The organism is Actinophytocola sp., assembly GCF_035762905.1.
In the GTDB taxonomy this organism is placed as follows: Bacteria; Actinomycetota; Actinomycetes; order Mycobacteriales; family Pseudonocardiaceae; genus DASYTH01.
In genome coordinates this window covers 198,073-212,379 of the sequence record NZ_DASUCC010000095.1, presented here as the reverse complement: position 1 = coordinate 212,379, position 14,307 = coordinate 198,073, and the positions used below count along the sequence as shown (strand labels likewise).

The window sequence follows — 14,307 nt, the reverse complement described above, 5'->3', positions numbered from 1 at the left end:
CCCCCCAGGCGCCCGGCTCGCGACCCATTCCACCCGGCCCGCCCCGATTGGCCCGGTCCCGGTGGGGTACGCCCGATCCATGAGTCGACGTGCCCGTGGACCGACCGACCTCCCCCCACGCGCCTGGTGGGAGGTGCTCAAGCGCACGGTCAAGGAGTTCCAGAAGGACAACCTGACCGACTGGTCCGCCGCGCTCACCTACTACGCCATCCTGTCGATCTTCCCGGCGATCGTGGTGCTCACCGCGCTGCTGGGTGTGGTCGGCCCCTCGGCGATCCAGGCGCTGGTCGACAACGTCCAGTCCTTCGCGCCGGGCCAGGCGCGGGAGCTCATGCTCGGCGCGCTGCGCGAGCTGGACAGCTCGCGCGGGGTGGCCGGCTGGGTGGCGTTGTTCGGTCTGTTGGCCGCGGTGTGGGGCGCGTCGGCCTACGTGGGCGCGTTCATCCGCGCGTCGAACGCGGTCTACGAGGTTGCCGAGGGCCGGCCGCTGTGGAAGACGCTGCCGCTGCGCCTGGTGCTGACGGTGGGGCTGCTGATCCTCGCGGGCCTGTGCGCGGTCAGTGTGGTGCTCACCGGTTCGATCGCCGACCAGGTGGGTCAGTGGCTCGGCATCGGCTCGGTCGGCCTCACGGTCTGGAACGTGGCCAAGTGGCCGGTGTTGGCGCTGCTGGTCAGCCTGGCCATCGCGCTGCTCTACTGGGCCGCGCCCAACGTGCGCCACCCCGGCTTCCGCTGGCTGACCCCGGGAAGCGTGCTGGCCGTCCTGCTGTGGCTGCTCGCCTCCGGGGGGTTCGCGTTCTACGTCGCGAACTTCGCCTCGTACAACAAGACCTATGGCTCGCTGGCCGGCGTGGTGGTGTTCCTGATCTGGCTGTGGATCTCCAACCTGGCCATTCTGCTCGGCGTCGAGTTCGACGCGGAGCTGGCCAGGAGCCGGGAGATCGAGGCCGGTGCCCCACCGGACCAGGAGCCGTACCTGCCGCCGCGCGACGTCCGTGCGATGGACGAGGACGAAATCCCCCGGCAGGATCTTCAGGATGAGCATGGACAGGGTCGCGGCGTTCGGCGGTGACGGTTGGCGATGGCTGAACCCGCCCCCGGACTGGCACGTCGACGAGCGCGGGCTGCGGCTGGTTTCCGGACCGGGCACCGACTTCTGGCGCACCACGCACAACGGCCAGGAGCGCGACGACGGCCACGTGCTCGGCCGCATGCTCACCGGTGACTTCCGGATGACCGCCACGTTCAGCGCCGACTACCGCGACCGGTACGACCAGGCTGGTCTGATGATCCGGATCGACGAGCGCAACTGGATCAAGGCCGGGATCGAGCTGGACGGCGGGCTGCACATGAGCGCGGTGGTGACCAGGGACTTCTCGGACTGGTCGGTGCTGCCGGCGCCCGAGGCCGCCGACGGCCCGGTGACCGTCGAGCTGGAGCGCGACGGCGAGACGGTGACCGTGCGCTACCGCACCGCCGCGGCGCCGGTCACCATGGTGCGCATGGCCTATCTGCCGCCCGCGGACGAGGTGCTCGCCGGGCCGATGTGCGCCGCCCCCGAGGGGTCCGGCTTCGAGGCCCGGTTCACCACGCTGCGGCTCGCCCAGGCCTAGGCTGATCACGTGGCCAGCGAAGAGGTTCGGGACGAGGTTCGGCTGACCAACCTCGACCAGCCGTTGTTCGACGGCTCCGGGGCGACCAAACGGGACCTGGTGGACTATCTGGACGCGGTGCGCGCGGTGATCCTGCCCGAGCTGTCCGGCCGGCCGCTGTCGGTGATCCGCGTGTTGCGTGGCCAGAAACCCTTCATGCAGAAGAACATTCCGAAGTACACCCCGGACTGGGTGCGCACCGTGTCCCTGTGGGCGGAGAGTTCCAAGCGCGAGGTCGCCTACGCGCTGTGCGACGACCGCAGAACCCTGCTGTGGTTCGCCAACCAGCGCGCCGTGGAGTACCACCCGACCCTGGTCCCGGCCGGCGACTGGGCCCACCCGACCTATCTGGTGCTCGACATCGACCCGCCCGAGGGCGCCGCCTTCGGGCAGGCCGTGCGGGCCGCGCACCTGGTCCGCGCCGCGCTGGCCGACTCCGGGCTCTCCGGGGTGGCCAAGACCAGCGGGGCCAAGGGGCTGCACGTGTTCGTGCCGCTGGCCGCCGAGACTGCGGCCGACGACGCGGCCGCGGCCACCCGGGCGATCGCCGCCCGCGCCGAGCGCATCGACCCCGACCTTGCCACCACCGCGTTCATCCGGGAGGACCGCGGCGGCAAGGTGTTCCTGGACTCGACCAGGGCCGGCGGGGCGACCGTGGTGGCCGCCTACAGTCCCCGGGTGCGGCCGGGCACGCCGGTGTCGTTCCCGGTGCCCTGGGACGAGCTGGACCAGGTGAGTCCGGCCGACTTCACCGTGCACACCGCCGTGGATCTGCTCGGCGGCGGCGACCCGTGGGCCGACCGGATGCCGCAACCCCAACGCCTGGGCGCCGAACTGCTCGAGGAGGGCCACGCCATCCCGATCGCCCGCGTGCAGGCCATGCACGAAGGCAAGCGCCGCGCCCGCGCCCGCGGAGATTAGGCCCATCACTTCCCGCTGGAACGCAACAACAGCAGTAAATCTCCGGAGAGGCGGACTGCTACACGCTGCTCAGCACCGTGGACTCGTCGATCATCCACCGGCCGCCGGAGTCGATCAGCGTGTAGCGGTGCCGTTCGCGGATCACCCGGCCGTCCCGGACCTGGTACTCCACCGTCGCCTCGACGGTGTCCGCCCCGGTCGCCTGGACCTCGGAGGCCTGCACGCCGCGCATCCGGCCCCAGAAGGTCTGGTAGCCGGACCAGCCACCTGCCGGGCTGCGCTGGTACTTCGGGGTCAGCCAGGTCCATGCCTCGGTCAGGTTGCCGGGAACCAGCCGGTAGTAGTCGGTGATCGTGTCCTGCGGGGTGGCCGGTGTCTGCGGTTGTTCTTGCGGCGACCGGGTTTCCGGTGGCTGCTGCGGCTCGGTGACGGTGCCGGCCGGCTGTTGCCCCGCGGCGGACGTGGGCGCGGGCTCGCTGGTGGGCGCGGTGGTGGGCGCGGGCCCGGCCGAGCTGGCCGGCGGCGCGGCGGTGCCGGTGCTCGGTGTGTCCCGGTTCGACACCAGTGCCAGCACGACGCCGATCACCGCGAGCAGCACGACGGCGGCGACCGCGAGCACCGGCCGGCGGCGCCAGGGCCGCGCCGGCTCGGGCCGGGGGGCCTCGGGAGCCATCCGGACCGTGGGCGGCGCGGGCGGAGCCACCGCGGGGACCGGTGCGGCGGGCTCGTCGGCCAGCTCGGTGCCGACCTCGGCCATGGTCGGGCGGGCGGCCGGGTCGTTGTCCAGCATCCGGGTGAGCAGGCCGGTCAACGGTCCAGCCTGGACCGGCGGGTCGGACTGTCCGGAGGCCACCTTGTGCAGCAGCGCGATCGCGTTGTCGGTGGTGCCGAACGGCGGCCGCCCCTCGACCGCCGCGTACAGCGTGGCGCCGAGCGAGTACACGTCGGAGGCGAACGTCGCCGGCTCGCCCCTGGCCACCTCGGGGGCCAGGTAGGCGGGGGTGCCGGCGATCATCCCGGTGGCGGTCAGCGTGACGTCCTCGACCGCCCGCGAGATGCCGAAGTCGGTGATCTTCACGGTGCCGTCCGGATCGAGCAACACGTTGCCCGGCTTGACATCGCGGTGTACGACGCCGGCCGCGTGTGCCGAGGTCAGGGCGGCGGCGAGTTGCGTGCCGATCTTGGCGGCCTCGTCCGGCGGCAACACGCCGCGTTCGGCCAGCACCTCCCACAGGCTCCGGGACGGCAGGTACTCCATGATCAGGTACGGCTCGCCGTCCTCCTCGATCACGTCGAACACCGCGATCGAGTGCGGATGCTGGAGCCGGGCGGCGATCCGGCCCTCGCGCATGGCCCGGCGCTTGGCGTCCCTTGTCTCGGATTCGGCGAGCTCGGGCGGGAGCACCAGTTGCTTGACGGCGACCTTGCGGTGCAGCCGCTCGTCGTAGGCCCGCCACACCACGCCCATCCCGCCACCGCCGAGCCGTTCGACCAGGCGGTACCGGTGCGCGATCAACCGGTTCTGTGTCACCCCTGTGGGGTTGCCGCGCGGGCCGAACCGAAACGCGCCGCGCTGGTCAGGCCTTGACTCCGAGCCCGGCGTAGAGATCGTCCGGGCCGTTGTGCGTGTACCGGCGCAGGTCCGGCCGCCACAGCGGGGCGCTGACCACCCCGGGCGGGACCACGTCGAACCCGGTGAACAGGGCGGCGATCTCGTCGTACGGGCGCGGATGGGCCGGATCCAGGCTGTCCTCGAGGATCTTGGCCGCCGCGGTGATCTCGGGCCGGTGGTCGGCGGTCCCGTGGCTGATCGCGAGCGCGCTGCCCGACGGCACCGCGTCGCGGTAGGCGGCCACCACGCTGCGCGGATCCCGCTTGTCCGGCACGTAGTGCAGCACGGCGACCATCAAAAGCCCGATCGGCCGGCGGAAGTCCAGCAACCGCACCACTTCCGGCGAACCGAGCACCCGCCACGGCGCGCAGATGTCGGCGTGCACGACCGCGGTGTCGGGGTCGCCGTCGAGGATCAGCTCGGTGTGCGCGACGGCCACCTCGTCGTGGTCCACGTAGACCACCCGGGCTCCGGGGGCAGCCCTGCGGGCGACCTCGTGCACGTTGCCCACCGTCGGAATACCCGAGCCCAGGTCGAGAAACTGGGTGATCCCGCGACCGACCATGTGCAGTACCGCCCGGCGCAGGAACGCCCGGTTCGCGCTGGCGATCAGCTCGACATCGGGCAGCAGTCGCGAGATCCGCTCGGCGAGGGCACGGTCGGCCGGAAAGTTGTGCCCGCCACCCAGCAGGTAGTCGTAGACGCGGGCGACACTGGGAACATCGATGCCGACCCGGCCCGACGCGCACTCGCGCGACGCGGTCATCGCCGTTGTCCTCTCGCTTGGGTGTCAAGCACTTTACGTATCGCTACCATGTGTCGCCCGGCGACCAAACGGCGTTTCTGCATCCGTACCCGAAAGAAGGACGAAAGTGGCGAGCTGGAATGACGTTCGGAAAATCGCGCGCGCGTTACCCGAGACCAGCGAGGGCACGTCCTATGGCTGGATGGCCTGGAAGGTGAAGGACAAGACGTTCGGCTGGGAGCGCCCGTTGGGTCGTGCGGACCAGGAAGCCCTTGGTCCCAACGCTCCCGACGGTCCGATCCTCGGGGTCCGGGTGCCGGACGTCGGTGTGGCGGCGGCGCTCATCGCCGACGATCCTTCGGTCTACTTCACCATCCCGCACTTCGACGGCTTTCCGGCAATCTTGGTACGACTGGACGAAATCGCGGTTGCCGAACTCACCGAACTGCTCACCGAGGCCTGGTTGCTGCGCGCTCCCAAACGCCTGGCCCGGAAATACCTGGAATCGTCGACGTAATCCGTTGCTTGATCAACCAATCAATTCTTCCACGCACCGCGCCGCAACCTGCGATGCGCAACATCCGCCCGGGCCCGAGCGACTGGACCGGTGACCACCGTGATCAACCGCTCGAGGAGCCCATGTCATGACGCAACCCACCCAGCATCCGCACCAGCACTACCCGGTCGCGCCGCCCGTACCGCAGAACGCCCTCGGTACCACCGGGTTCGTGCTCGGGCTGCTCGGGTTGATCTTCTCTCCGATCCCGGTCATCGGCATGGTCTCCTGGCCGCTGGTGATCCTCGGCCTGGTGTTCTCGTTCGTCGGCGTGCACAAGGTCAGCGCCGGCCAGGCCAACAACGGCGGCCTCGCGATCGCCGGCGCCGTGCTGTCCAGCCTCGGCCTCGTCGTGTGCATCGCCTGGGTGGTCGCCTTCGGCTCGGCCGCGAGCTGACCGGGATCGTCCACAGTGGACAAAAGGACGCGGGCCCCACTCTCGGAGCGGGGCCCGCGTATCGAACGCGTGGGCGATACTGGGATCGAACCAGTGACCTCTCCGGTGTGAGCGGAGCGCTCTCCCGCTGAGCTAATCGCCCGTAACGACGACGATACGGTACAGGTTGAGGTGGATCACCCGAAAAACGGGGAGTCCAACCACGGCCAGTCGATCCCCAGCCAGCCTCCGACCAGCCCGAACACGCCGAGGAGGTAGAGGGTGGTGAGGACGACGAGGCAGGTGAGGGCATACATGGTCAGCCGGACCAGCACATGCTGACGGCGCAGCCAGTGGGTCCAGGCGGTGTACCGGCCGCGCGCGAAGGTCAGCGCCCGGTGCGCCCAGTGGAACTCGGTGGCGAGGATGGCCAGGCCGGCGAACACGATCAGCCAGCCGGGGCCGGGGTAGGGGATCAGCACGATGCCGACGATGAGGACCAGTCCGCCGAGCGCGGCCACCGAGACCCGGTAGAGCGCCAGCATCCCCGGGCTCCGGGTGGCCCAGCGCGGCCGTCGCTTGCGATGCCGCGGCCGCTCGGTCGTCGCGTTCTCCACGTCGGCGTTCCCCACCTCCGCCATTGTGCCCGGTTCCGGGCGGCCCGGTGGCGCCCGAGCGTGGCGCAAGCAACATTCAGGCCACAGTCCTGCCGGGAATCGATCGAAGCTTGCCACTATGGGGTGAGGACCGGGCAGACTGACCCGAGTCAGGTCGGTAGCGTTGGACCGGACGGGTGATTTTGGCGGGCTTTGGGACCATTTGGGCCGCTGAGCCGTCACATTGTCAGGGCTCAGTCGTTCAATGGACTGGGAAGGGAGCAGAAGGGTACGACGATGCGCAACGATCACGTCACGCTCCGCTCAACGGCGGTGTTCGACCTGCTTGCGCCCCGCACGCCTGCGGTGCCGGTGAAGGTCGAGCTTCGCTATGACACGCGTGACCCGTACGCCGTCGTCGCGGCCTTCCGCACCGGCCGGGCCGGCTGGGTGGAGTGGGTGTACGCCCGCGACCTGCTGGCCGACGGGCTGATCGCCGAGGCCGGCGACGGGGACGTGCGCATCCGGCCCGCGGCCGACGACCCCGAGGTGGTCGTCATCGAGCTGAGCTCGCCGTCCGGCCACGCCGTGTTCGAGGCGTCGGCCCAGGAGTTGGCGGACTTCCTGGACCGGACGTACGACGTGGTGGTGCCCGGCAACGAGCATCTGTGGGTGGATGTCGACGAGGCGCTCACCCACCTGATCTCCACTGATTTGACCTGACCGTCCGGGTGCTGGGACAACCGGAACCCGAGTTGATCCAGGTTTCGTCGGTCGGATAAGGTTTCGCTCGCACCACGGCAGCCGGCCCGTAGGGGGAACCCCGCCGTCCAAGCCGTGGCTCGCGGACGTAGCGCAGTTGGTAGCGCATCACCTTGCCAAGGTGAGGGTCGCGGGTTCGAGTCCCGTCGTCCGCTCGGATCGGCCCCTCGGACCAAGGGCCGGACTCCCGAGTTACCCTCGGGAAAACGGTTGGCGGAGTGGCCGAGTGGTTTAGGCAAGGGCCTGCAAAGCCCTGTACGCGGGTTCGATTCCCGCCTCCGCCTCGGCGGGCGATTAGCTCAGTGGGAGAGCGCTACCTTGACACGGTAGAGGTCACTGGTTCAATCCCAGTATCGCCCACCAAGTTCCCAGGTCAGCCCCGGCTTCGGCCGGGGCTTTCTGGTCTCGTGCCAGGCGTGGCCAGGACTGACCGCCATGCCGGTGTGCGTGAACCGCAACCTCTTTGATCGAAATCCAGGTGGCGCCGGAGCGTGCGGATCTCCGTGATGCTCCCGATCCATTGTGGTTACTGCAAACCAGCCGATCCTGGACCGGCGCTTTCATGCCCTGAGCGCCCCAGTCGCAGACCCGGCAACGAGGCCGCACCCACCGAAAGTGCCTCACAGCAAGGCGAACGACGCCTGTCGACCGGGGCGATGGGTGGCGGGCAATGTGGCTAGGGGTTTGCCGTGCTACCGCGGCTCATCTTTCGTTGCCCGGATGCTCACCAGGCCGGACTCGTAGGCGGCGATGACGAGTTGGGCGCGGTCGCGGGCGTGGAGTTTGGCCAGCAGGCGGCCGATGTGGGTTTTGACGGTGGCCGGGCTGAGGTGGAGGTGGGTGGCGATCTCGGTGTTGGACAGGCCGCGGGCGATCAGGGTGAGGACTTCGCGTTCGCGGTCGGTGGTGCTGGCCAGGACGGGGGGTGGCGGGTGTGGGGCGGTGGGGCGGCGGGTGAACTCGGCGATGAGGCGGCGGGTGATGGTGGGGGAGAGGAGGGCGTCCCCGGCGGCGATCACGTGGATGGCGGAGAGCAGGTCGTCGGGCGGGGTGTCCTTGAGCAGGAAGCCGCTGGCGCCTGCGCGCAGCGCCGAGTACACGTAGGCGTCGAGGTCGAACGTGGTGAGGATGAGGACGTGCGGGCCGGGGGTGGCGCAGATCTGGCGGGTGGCCTCGATGCCGTCCATTTCGGGCATGCGGATGTCCATCAGGATCACGTCGGGGTGCTCCTGGGCGGCGAGGGCGACGGCCTCGGTGCCGGTGGCGGCTTCGGCGACCGTGACGAGGTCCGGTGCGGTGTCGACGAGGAGGCGGAAACTGCCGCGCAGCAGCGCCTGGTCGTCGGCGATCAGCACCCGGATCACGCGGGTTCGCCGGCCAGTTGGAAGGGCAGCCGGGCGGACACGGCGAATCCGCCGCCCGGAGCCGGGCCGGCGCTGAACTCGCCGTCGTACATCATCACCCGCTCGCGCATGCCGATGATGCCGTGCCCGGCGCCGGCGGCCGGCAGGGTGCGCACGCCGGGACCGTCGTCGACGACGCGGACCGTTGCACCCGCCTCGTCCGCGGTGACCGTGACCCGGCACCCGGCCGGGGCCGCGTGCTTGACCACGTTGGTCAGCGCCTCCTGCACGATCCGGTAGATCGTCAGCTCGACGCCGTCCGGCAGCCGGTCCGGGGCGTGCACCTCGAGGTCGACCCGGACCCCGGCAAGGCCGGCGCGCTCGGCCAACTCGGGCAGCCCGGCCAGGCCGGGGCTCGGGGCCAGCTCCGGCGTGGTCGAGTCCGAGCGCAGCACGCCGAGCAGGCGGCGCATGTCGGTCAGCGTGCCGCGGCTGGTGTCCTCGATCACCCGCAGCGCCGCAAGGGCCTCCGCCGGCCGCTCGCCCGCGACGTGGTTGGCGATCGACGCCTGCACCGTGATCAGGCTCAGGCTGTGCGCCACGATGTCGTGCAACTCCCTGGCGATCCGCAGCCGCTCGTCGCTGACCGCCTGCCGGGTCAGCTGCGCCGCCGCCGCCGCCGCGTACGCCCGTCGGGCGCGCACCGCCCGACCAGCCGCCCACGGGGTGACCAGCAGCAGCCAGTCCAGGAGCAGCAGTGCCGCTCCGTCCCAGCTCGACCAGGTGGCCACGATCGCCGCCGTGGTCCCGGCCAGGCACACCGCCAGCGCCAGCACCGAGCGGCGGCGCGGTTCCAGCAGCCCGAGCGTGTAGAGCGCCAGCGCCACCGGCACCAGGAACGCCAGCCCGCTCGGGCCCCACGCCATCCCGGTCATCGTCGCCACGGCGAGCGCCAGGCACATCACGCTCAGCGCGCCCAGCGGCCACACCCGGCGCACGGCCACCGGCAGCCCGATGGCCAGGGCGATCACCCCGCCGAGCCAGGCCGGCCCCACGAAGCCGCGGGTGGCGTCGTGGTCGCCCACCGCGGCCATGATCAGTAGCATCGGCCCGACCGCCACCAGCACGTCGATGGCGATCAGCTGGCCGCGCCGCAACCGCACCGGACCCTGATCGTGCACGGCTCGACGGTAACCGCTTGGCCGGCCCCGCACGTCAGACCGGAGTAGGTCGGACTCCGGGGCGATGTGTCGGCGCGCCGGCCCGGTCACCGTGGTCACATGATCGAAGTGCGAGAGCTGACCAAGCGGTTCGGCGGCACGGTCGCCGTCGACGAGCTGACCTTCACCGTGCGGCCCGGGCGGGTCACCGGGTTCCTCGGACCGAACGGCGCCGGCAAGTCCACCACCATGCGCACCGTGCTCGGCCTGGACCGGCCCACGTCGGGGCAGGCGCTGGTGGGCGGCCGCCGGTATGCGACCCTGCGCCGGCCGATCCACGAGGTGGGTGCCCTGCTGGACGCGAACGCGGTGCACGGCGGCCGCACCGCGTACCACCACCTGCGCTGCCTGGCCCGCGGCAACGGGATCGGTCCGGCGCGGGTCACCGCCGTGCTCGAGCAGGTCGGGCTGGCCGGGGCCGCGCGCAAGCGGGTCGAGGAGTTCTCGCTGGGCATGAAGCAGCGCCTGGGCATCGCCAACGCGCTGCTCGGCGATCCCGGCGTGCTGCTGTTCGACGAGCCGGTGAACGGGCTGGACCCGGAGGGCATCCGGTGGATCCGGGAGCTGATGCGCGCGCTGGCCGCGGAGGGCCGCACGGTGCTGATCTCCAGCCACCTGATGAGCGAGATGGCGCTCACCGCCGACGTGGTCGTGGTGATCGGGCGCGGCCGGTTGATCGCCGAGACGTCGGTGGGGGAGTTGGCCGGGCGCTTCCGCCGGGGCGTGCTGGTCCGCTCGCCCCAGGCGACCGCGCTGGCCGAAGCGATGACCGCGGCCGGCGCGACCGTGCACACCGAACCGGACGGCGGGCTCGCGGTGCGCGAGCTGGAGCCGGCGCGGATCGCGGACCTGGCGTTGGAGCTGCGGATCCCGGTGCACGAGCTGACCCCGCGCAGCGCGTCCCTCGAGGAGGCCTATCTCCAGCTCACCGACGACAGCGTGGAGTACCGGACCGGGGCGGGTGTCCGATGACCGACGTGATCGCCGCCGAGTTCCTGAAGATCCGCACCGTCCGGTCGACCTACGGCCTGCTCGCCTCGGTCGCCGCGCTGATCGTGGTCGGCGTGGTCGTCGACATCGCCATGACCGCCGACTGGAACGGCGCCGCCGCGGAGGAGCGGGCCCACTTCGCCACCGCCGACGCCCGGGTGGTGGTCATCCCGTACGCGCAGTTCTGCCTGGCCGCGCTCGGAGCCCTCGCGGTGACCGCGGAGTTCGGCACCGGCATGATCCGGCCGAGCCTGGTCGCCGTGCCCGACCGGCTCGCCATGGTGGCCGGGAAGGCGGCGGTCGTTGCCGCGCTGAGCCTGGTGGTCGGGCAGCTGGTCGCGTTCGGCACGTTCCTGCTCAGCTGGTGGATCGCCGGGGCGCACCCGGCCCCGCTGTGGCTCTGGCCGTCGGTCTCCGACGCGATCCCCTCGGTGCTCGCCTCCGGCCTGTCCGTCACCGTGTGCGCACTCGTGGGTCTGGGCATCGGGCTGCTGATCCGCTCCACCGCCGGCGCCCTTGTCACCCTCGCCGCGCTGCTGTGGGTGTTGCCGTCGGTGGCCTTCCTGCTCCCCGTACCCTGGGACCTCCGCATCGCGGCGGTGATGCTGCCCAACCTCGCCCCGCAACTGGACCCCACGTTCGAGTTCGTGGTGCTCCCGCCATGGGCCGTGCTGCTGACGATGGCGCTCTACATCGTCGCCGCCCTCGCCTGGGGCACCCTCGCCTTCACCCGCCGCGACGCCTGACCACCTCAGCCCCGCATCGGCAACTCGTGTGCCGGAGCCGACCAGTCGATTGCCCGACATGGCAACTCGCCGAGCCCGGGCCTCGATCATCGGCGAGTCCCCAGTTCCAGACCACCGAGTCGCCGGTCCCGGGTCGGCGAGTTCCCGGTTGTGGCAACCGAGTCGCCGGTTCCGGGTCGGCGAGTTGCCGGTTGTGGCAACCGAGTCGCTGGTCCCGGGTCGGCGAGTTGCCGGTTGTGGCAGCCGAGTTGTCGGTTCCGGCAAACGAGTTTGTGGTCCAGCGATGTGAGGGTGATGTGGCGGCGCGGTGACGGTGACGAGTGCGCGGGTGTGGGTGTGTGTGTGGTGCGGGTGTATGGGTGTGTGGGTGCGTGGGATACGGGGTGGGGGAACGAGAGTGGCCGCACCTGGCGGAGAGCCGGGTGCGGCCACTGTTCGTTGGTCCTGTTCGGACTGTTTGGTGGGCTAGCGGCGGTCGAAGTGTTCTTGGGTTTGGACGTTCAGTTCGTCGATCCGGACGCGGCGGGCGGGGTTGGTGCGCGGGTCGTTGAGTTCGACGACGTCGAAGCCCTTGACGAGGTCGGATCCGTAGATGAAGCCGTTGTACCAGTAGGCCGACCACTCGCCGCCGTCTTCACCGTCGGGTAGTGGCCCGCGCTCGATGAAGCCGATCTCCCTTGGGTTGCGGGAGTCGGTGAAGTCCCACACCTGAATGCCGCCTTGGTACCAGGCCTGCACCATGATGTCCCGGCCGCGCACCGGGATCAGGGAACCGTTGTGCGCCACGCAGTTCTCGTTCTCGGCCTGGTGCCGGGAGATCTTGAAGTAGCTGCGGAACTCGAGCGTGCGCGAGTCGCCGCGCCCGACGATGTCGTAGACGCCGTCCGCGCCGCGGGTCGGGCCGAGCGTGGCGTTGCACGTCGGCGTCAGGCCACCGCCGAGCTCGTCGGTGAAGATGACCTTGGTGCCGTCGTTGTTGAACGTCGCCGAGTGCCAGAAGGCGAAGTTGGTCAGGTCCTGCACCCGGCTGATGGTCCGCGGTGCCTCCCGGTTGGAGATGTCGAACAGCACGCCGTCACCCATGCAGGCGCCGGCCATCAGGTTCTTCTCCGGGTACACGGTGAGGTCGTGGCAGCCGCTGGTGGCCGTCCGGCCGTTCGGGAACGGCGCGACGACGCCGGGGTTGCCGCCATCGGGGAACAGCACCGGGGTGGCCACCACCGAGGCGGCCGCCGGGTTGCGCACCGGCACCTTGACGATCGAGATCTTGTCGTGCGGCGGCTGGCATTTGCTCAGCGCCGGGTTCGGCGAGTACGAGGAGATGTACAGGTACAGCGACCGGTCCCGGCCGCGGCCGTCGGCGCCCGCCGTGCTCGCGTCGTGGCCGCGGTGCCTGGCCTCCGGCACCAGGGTGTGGGTGTGCGACCCGCAGGCGGTCTCGACCGACTGGACGTAGCGCGGCGCGCGCTTGTTGCTGATGTCGAAGATCTTGATGCCCTCCCAGTAGGGCGAGGTGGTATCGGTGGCCGCACTGGAGCTGCAGGAGTTGTCGGTCCGGCGCGAGTCGGTGGACAGGAACAGCAGGTCGCCCGAGACCGAGATGTCGTTCTGCGAGCCGGGGCAGAGCACCTGGCTGACGATCCGCGGCCGGCGCGGGTTCCTGATGTCGTAGATGGTGAAGCCGAGGAAGTTGCCGACGAACGCGAAGTTGTCCTGGAACGCGAGGTCGGAGCCGACCGATCCGTCGCCGGCGAGCGGCGCGGTGGCCGGGATGTTGGCGATCAGCCTCATGTTCGGGCTGCTGACGAGCTCATCCTCACCCGGGAAGTCCTGCGCGCTGGCCGAAGGCAGTCCGGCCAGCATGGACAGGGCCAAGGCCACTGCCCCCACTGCTGCGGTCGACGCCCTGCGGCGCCGGCCCCTCAGCGTCGAGTTCACGGCGAGTCCCCTCTCATGAACGTGCGGTGGCCCCAGTATTGCCCTTGCCCCATCTTCCAACCAGCAACTTTGGGCGGTTAATTTCACCAGTTGACGATGCTTAGGTAGGTCGAGGTACCAACGGAGTAGGTTGCGGTGGTAGGGGTGCGTCGATCCCGACGGGGGTGTCCGATGACCTGGCGCAGGCTGGCCGGTGCCGTCGCCGCCGTGCTCGTCGTGGCCGCCTGCACCAGCCCACCCGATGAGGAACACGCGCCGGTGATCGCCCCGGGCCGCCCCGGCGAGCCGGCCAGCACGATTCCACCCGATCGGGTAAGCCCGATCCCGGCCGTGCCGCCCAACGACGCGGATCTGGCCTACGTGCGCAACATGATCGTGCACCACCACCAGGCCGTGGAGATGGCCCGGCTGGTGCCCGATCGCGCGGTCAACGACACCGTCAAGCGGCTCGCCGAGCGGATCGGCGCGGCCCAGCCTGCGGAGATCGACGGGATGAACGCCTGGCTGCGCCGGCACGACCAGCCCACGATCGACCCGGAGCACGGCGGGCACACCGGCCACGGGGACATGCCCGGCATGGCCACGCCGGCACAGTTGGAGGCGCTGCGCGCGGCCACCGGTTCGGCCTTCGACAACGAGTTCCTCGAGTTGATGATCGCCCACCACCAAGGCGCGCTGACCATGGCCTACGCGATCCAGACCACGGGCGCCGAGGTCCGGGTGCAGGAGATGGCCGACGACGTGATCGCCACCCAGACCGACGAGATCAACCAGATGCGCGCGCTACTGGGCCGCTGACCCGGGGCCGGCCGCGCGGCCTCGATACCATCGTCTGGCGTGGTTACCCGCC

The 14,307-nt window shown here is 70.6% G+C and carries 15 protein-coding genes and 4 tRNA genes; 12 read left to right on the top strand and 7 right to left on the bottom strand.

Going from position 1 to position 14,307, the window contains the following annotated elements:
- The first annotated feature begins 79 nt into the window (after positions 1 to 79).
- The 3 genes from VFV67_RS19820 to VFV67_RS19810 are packed head-to-tail and all read left to right on the top strand — an operon-like array spanning position 80 to position 2,573.
- A complete protein-coding gene (locus tag VFV67_RS19820; protein WP_326471975.1) occupies positions 80 to 1,072 on the top strand; it encodes a YihY/virulence factor BrkB family protein in 993 nt (330 codons plus the stop codon).
- Positions 1,038 to 1,613, top strand: a complete 576-nt coding sequence (locus tag VFV67_RS19815; protein ID WP_326471974.1) for a DUF1349 domain-containing protein — start codon at positions 1,038 to 1,040, stop codon at positions 1,611 to 1,613. Before VFV67_RS19820 ends, VFV67_RS19815 begins: the two co-directional genes overlap by 35 nt.
- Positions 1,614 to 1,622: 9 nt before the next feature.
- The gene (locus tag VFV67_RS19810) at positions 1,623 to 2,573 is read left to right on the top strand and encodes an ATP-dependent DNA ligase (protein WP_326471972.1); all 951 of its coding nucleotides are present in this window, start codon (positions 1,623 to 1,625) and stop codon (positions 2,571 to 2,573) included.
- A gap of 58 nt (positions 2,574 to 2,631) precedes the next feature.
- Here the strand turns inward: VFV67_RS19810 and VFV67_RS19805 are convergent, their stop codons facing one another.
- Both VFV67_RS19805 and VFV67_RS19800 read right to left on the bottom strand, forming a co-directional pair.
- Positions 2,632 to 4,104 carry a serine/threonine protein kinase gene (locus tag VFV67_RS19805; protein WP_326471970.1) on the bottom strand — a complete coding sequence of 491 codons (1,473 nt, stop codon included), beginning with the start codon at positions 4,102 to 4,104 and terminating at the stop codon, positions 2,632 to 2,634.
- Positions 4,105 to 4,150: 46 nt separating this feature from the next.
- Complete coding sequence (locus VFV67_RS19800; RefSeq protein WP_326471968.1) at positions 4,151 to 4,951, bottom strand: SAM-dependent methyltransferase; 801 nt, start codon at positions 4,949 to 4,951, stop codon at positions 4,151 to 4,153.
- A 106-nt stretch (positions 4,952 to 5,057) separates the two neighbouring features.
- On the opposite strand from VFV67_RS19800, the gene VFV67_RS19795 reads away from it, so the two are divergent.
- Together VFV67_RS19795 and VFV67_RS19790 are read left to right on the top strand one after the other, a co-directional pair.
- Positions 5,058 to 5,447 carry an MmcQ/YjbR family DNA-binding protein gene (locus VFV67_RS19795; RefSeq protein ID WP_326471966.1) on the top strand — a complete coding sequence of 130 codons (390 nt, stop codon included), beginning with the start codon at positions 5,058 to 5,060 and terminating at the stop codon, positions 5,445 to 5,447.
- Positions 5,448 to 5,574: 127 nt separating this feature from the next.
- On the top strand, positions 5,575 to 5,883 hold the full coding sequence (locus VFV67_RS19790) for a hypothetical protein (protein ID WP_326471964.1): 309 nt from the start codon (positions 5,575 to 5,577) through the stop codon (positions 5,881 to 5,883).
- Positions 5,884 to 5,953: 70 nt separating this feature from the next.
- On the opposite strand, the gene VFV67_RS19785 is transcribed toward VFV67_RS19790, so the two are convergent.
- Positions 5,954 to 6,025 (bottom strand) — tRNA-Val (locus VFV67_RS19785).
- Positions 6,026 to 6,059: 34 nt separating this feature from the next.
- Positions 6,060 to 6,494: a TIGR02611 family protein gene (locus VFV67_RS19780; RefSeq protein WP_326471962.1), complete on the bottom strand. Its 435-nt coding sequence runs from the start codon at positions 6,492 to 6,494 to the stop codon at positions 6,060 to 6,062.
- A 261-nt stretch (positions 6,495 to 6,755) separates the two neighbouring features.
- On the opposite strand from VFV67_RS19780, the gene VFV67_RS19775 reads away from it, so the two are divergent.
- The 4 genes from VFV67_RS19775 (at position 6,756) to VFV67_RS19760 (ending at position 7,583) form a co-directional block, all read left to right on the top strand.
- Complete coding sequence (locus VFV67_RS19775) at positions 6,756 to 7,181, top strand: SsgA family sporulation/cell division regulator (RefSeq protein WP_325157115.1); 426 nt, start codon at positions 6,756 to 6,758, stop codon at positions 7,179 to 7,181.
- Positions 7,182 to 7,302: 121 nt separating this feature from the next.
- Positions 7,303 to 7,375, top strand: a tRNA-Gly gene (locus tag VFV67_RS19770).
- Between the two features lie 57 nt (positions 7,376 to 7,432).
- A tRNA-Cys gene (locus VFV67_RS19765) sits at positions 7,433 to 7,504 on the top strand.
- 4 nt (positions 7,505 to 7,508) lie between these two features.
- Positions 7,509 to 7,583 (top strand) — tRNA-Val (locus VFV67_RS19760).
- 329 nt (positions 7,584 to 7,912) lie between these two features.
- Here the strand turns inward: VFV67_RS19760 and VFV67_RS19755 are convergent.
- Positions 7,913 to 8,584 (bottom strand): response regulator transcription factor, encoded by a 672-nt coding sequence (locus tag VFV67_RS19755; RefSeq protein WP_326471960.1) that lies wholly within the window; start codon positions 8,582 to 8,584, stop codon positions 7,913 to 7,915.
- On the bottom strand, positions 8,581 to 9,744 hold the full coding sequence (locus tag VFV67_RS19750) for a sensor histidine kinase (RefSeq protein WP_326471959.1): 1,164 nt from the start codon (positions 9,742 to 9,744) through the stop codon (positions 8,581 to 8,583). Before VFV67_RS19750 ends, VFV67_RS19755 begins: the two co-directional genes overlap by 4 nt.
- Before the next feature lie 99 nt (positions 9,745 to 9,843).
- Here VFV67_RS19750 and VFV67_RS19745 point away from each other — a divergent pair, with 99 nt between their 5' ends.
- Together VFV67_RS19745 and VFV67_RS19740 are read left to right on the top strand one after the other, a co-directional pair.
- The gene (locus VFV67_RS19745) at positions 9,844 to 10,755 is read left to right on the top strand and encodes an ABC transporter ATP-binding protein (protein WP_326471958.1); all 912 of its coding nucleotides are present in this window, start codon (positions 9,844 to 9,846) and stop codon (positions 10,753 to 10,755) included.
- Positions 10,752 to 11,519, top strand: a complete 768-nt coding sequence (locus tag VFV67_RS19740; RefSeq protein ID WP_326471956.1) for an ABC transporter permease — start codon at positions 10,752 to 10,754, stop codon at positions 11,517 to 11,519. Before VFV67_RS19745 ends, VFV67_RS19740 begins: the two co-directional genes overlap by 4 nt.
- A gap of 465 nt (positions 11,520 to 11,984) precedes the next feature.
- Here VFV67_RS19740 and VFV67_RS19735 read toward each other — a convergent pair whose 3' ends face one another.
- On the bottom strand, positions 11,985 to 13,445 hold the full coding sequence (locus VFV67_RS19735; RefSeq protein ID WP_414636297.1) for an LVIVD repeat-containing protein: 1,461 nt from the start codon (positions 13,443 to 13,445) through the stop codon (positions 11,985 to 11,987).
- Positions 13,446 to 13,628: 183 nt separating this feature from the next.
- On the opposite strand from VFV67_RS19735, the gene VFV67_RS19730 reads away from it, so the two are divergent.
- Entirely contained in the window at positions 13,629 to 14,255 is a 627-nt protein-coding gene (locus VFV67_RS19730; RefSeq protein WP_326471954.1) for a DUF305 domain-containing protein, read from the top strand.
- Positions 14,256 to 14,307: the final 52 nt, after the last annotated feature.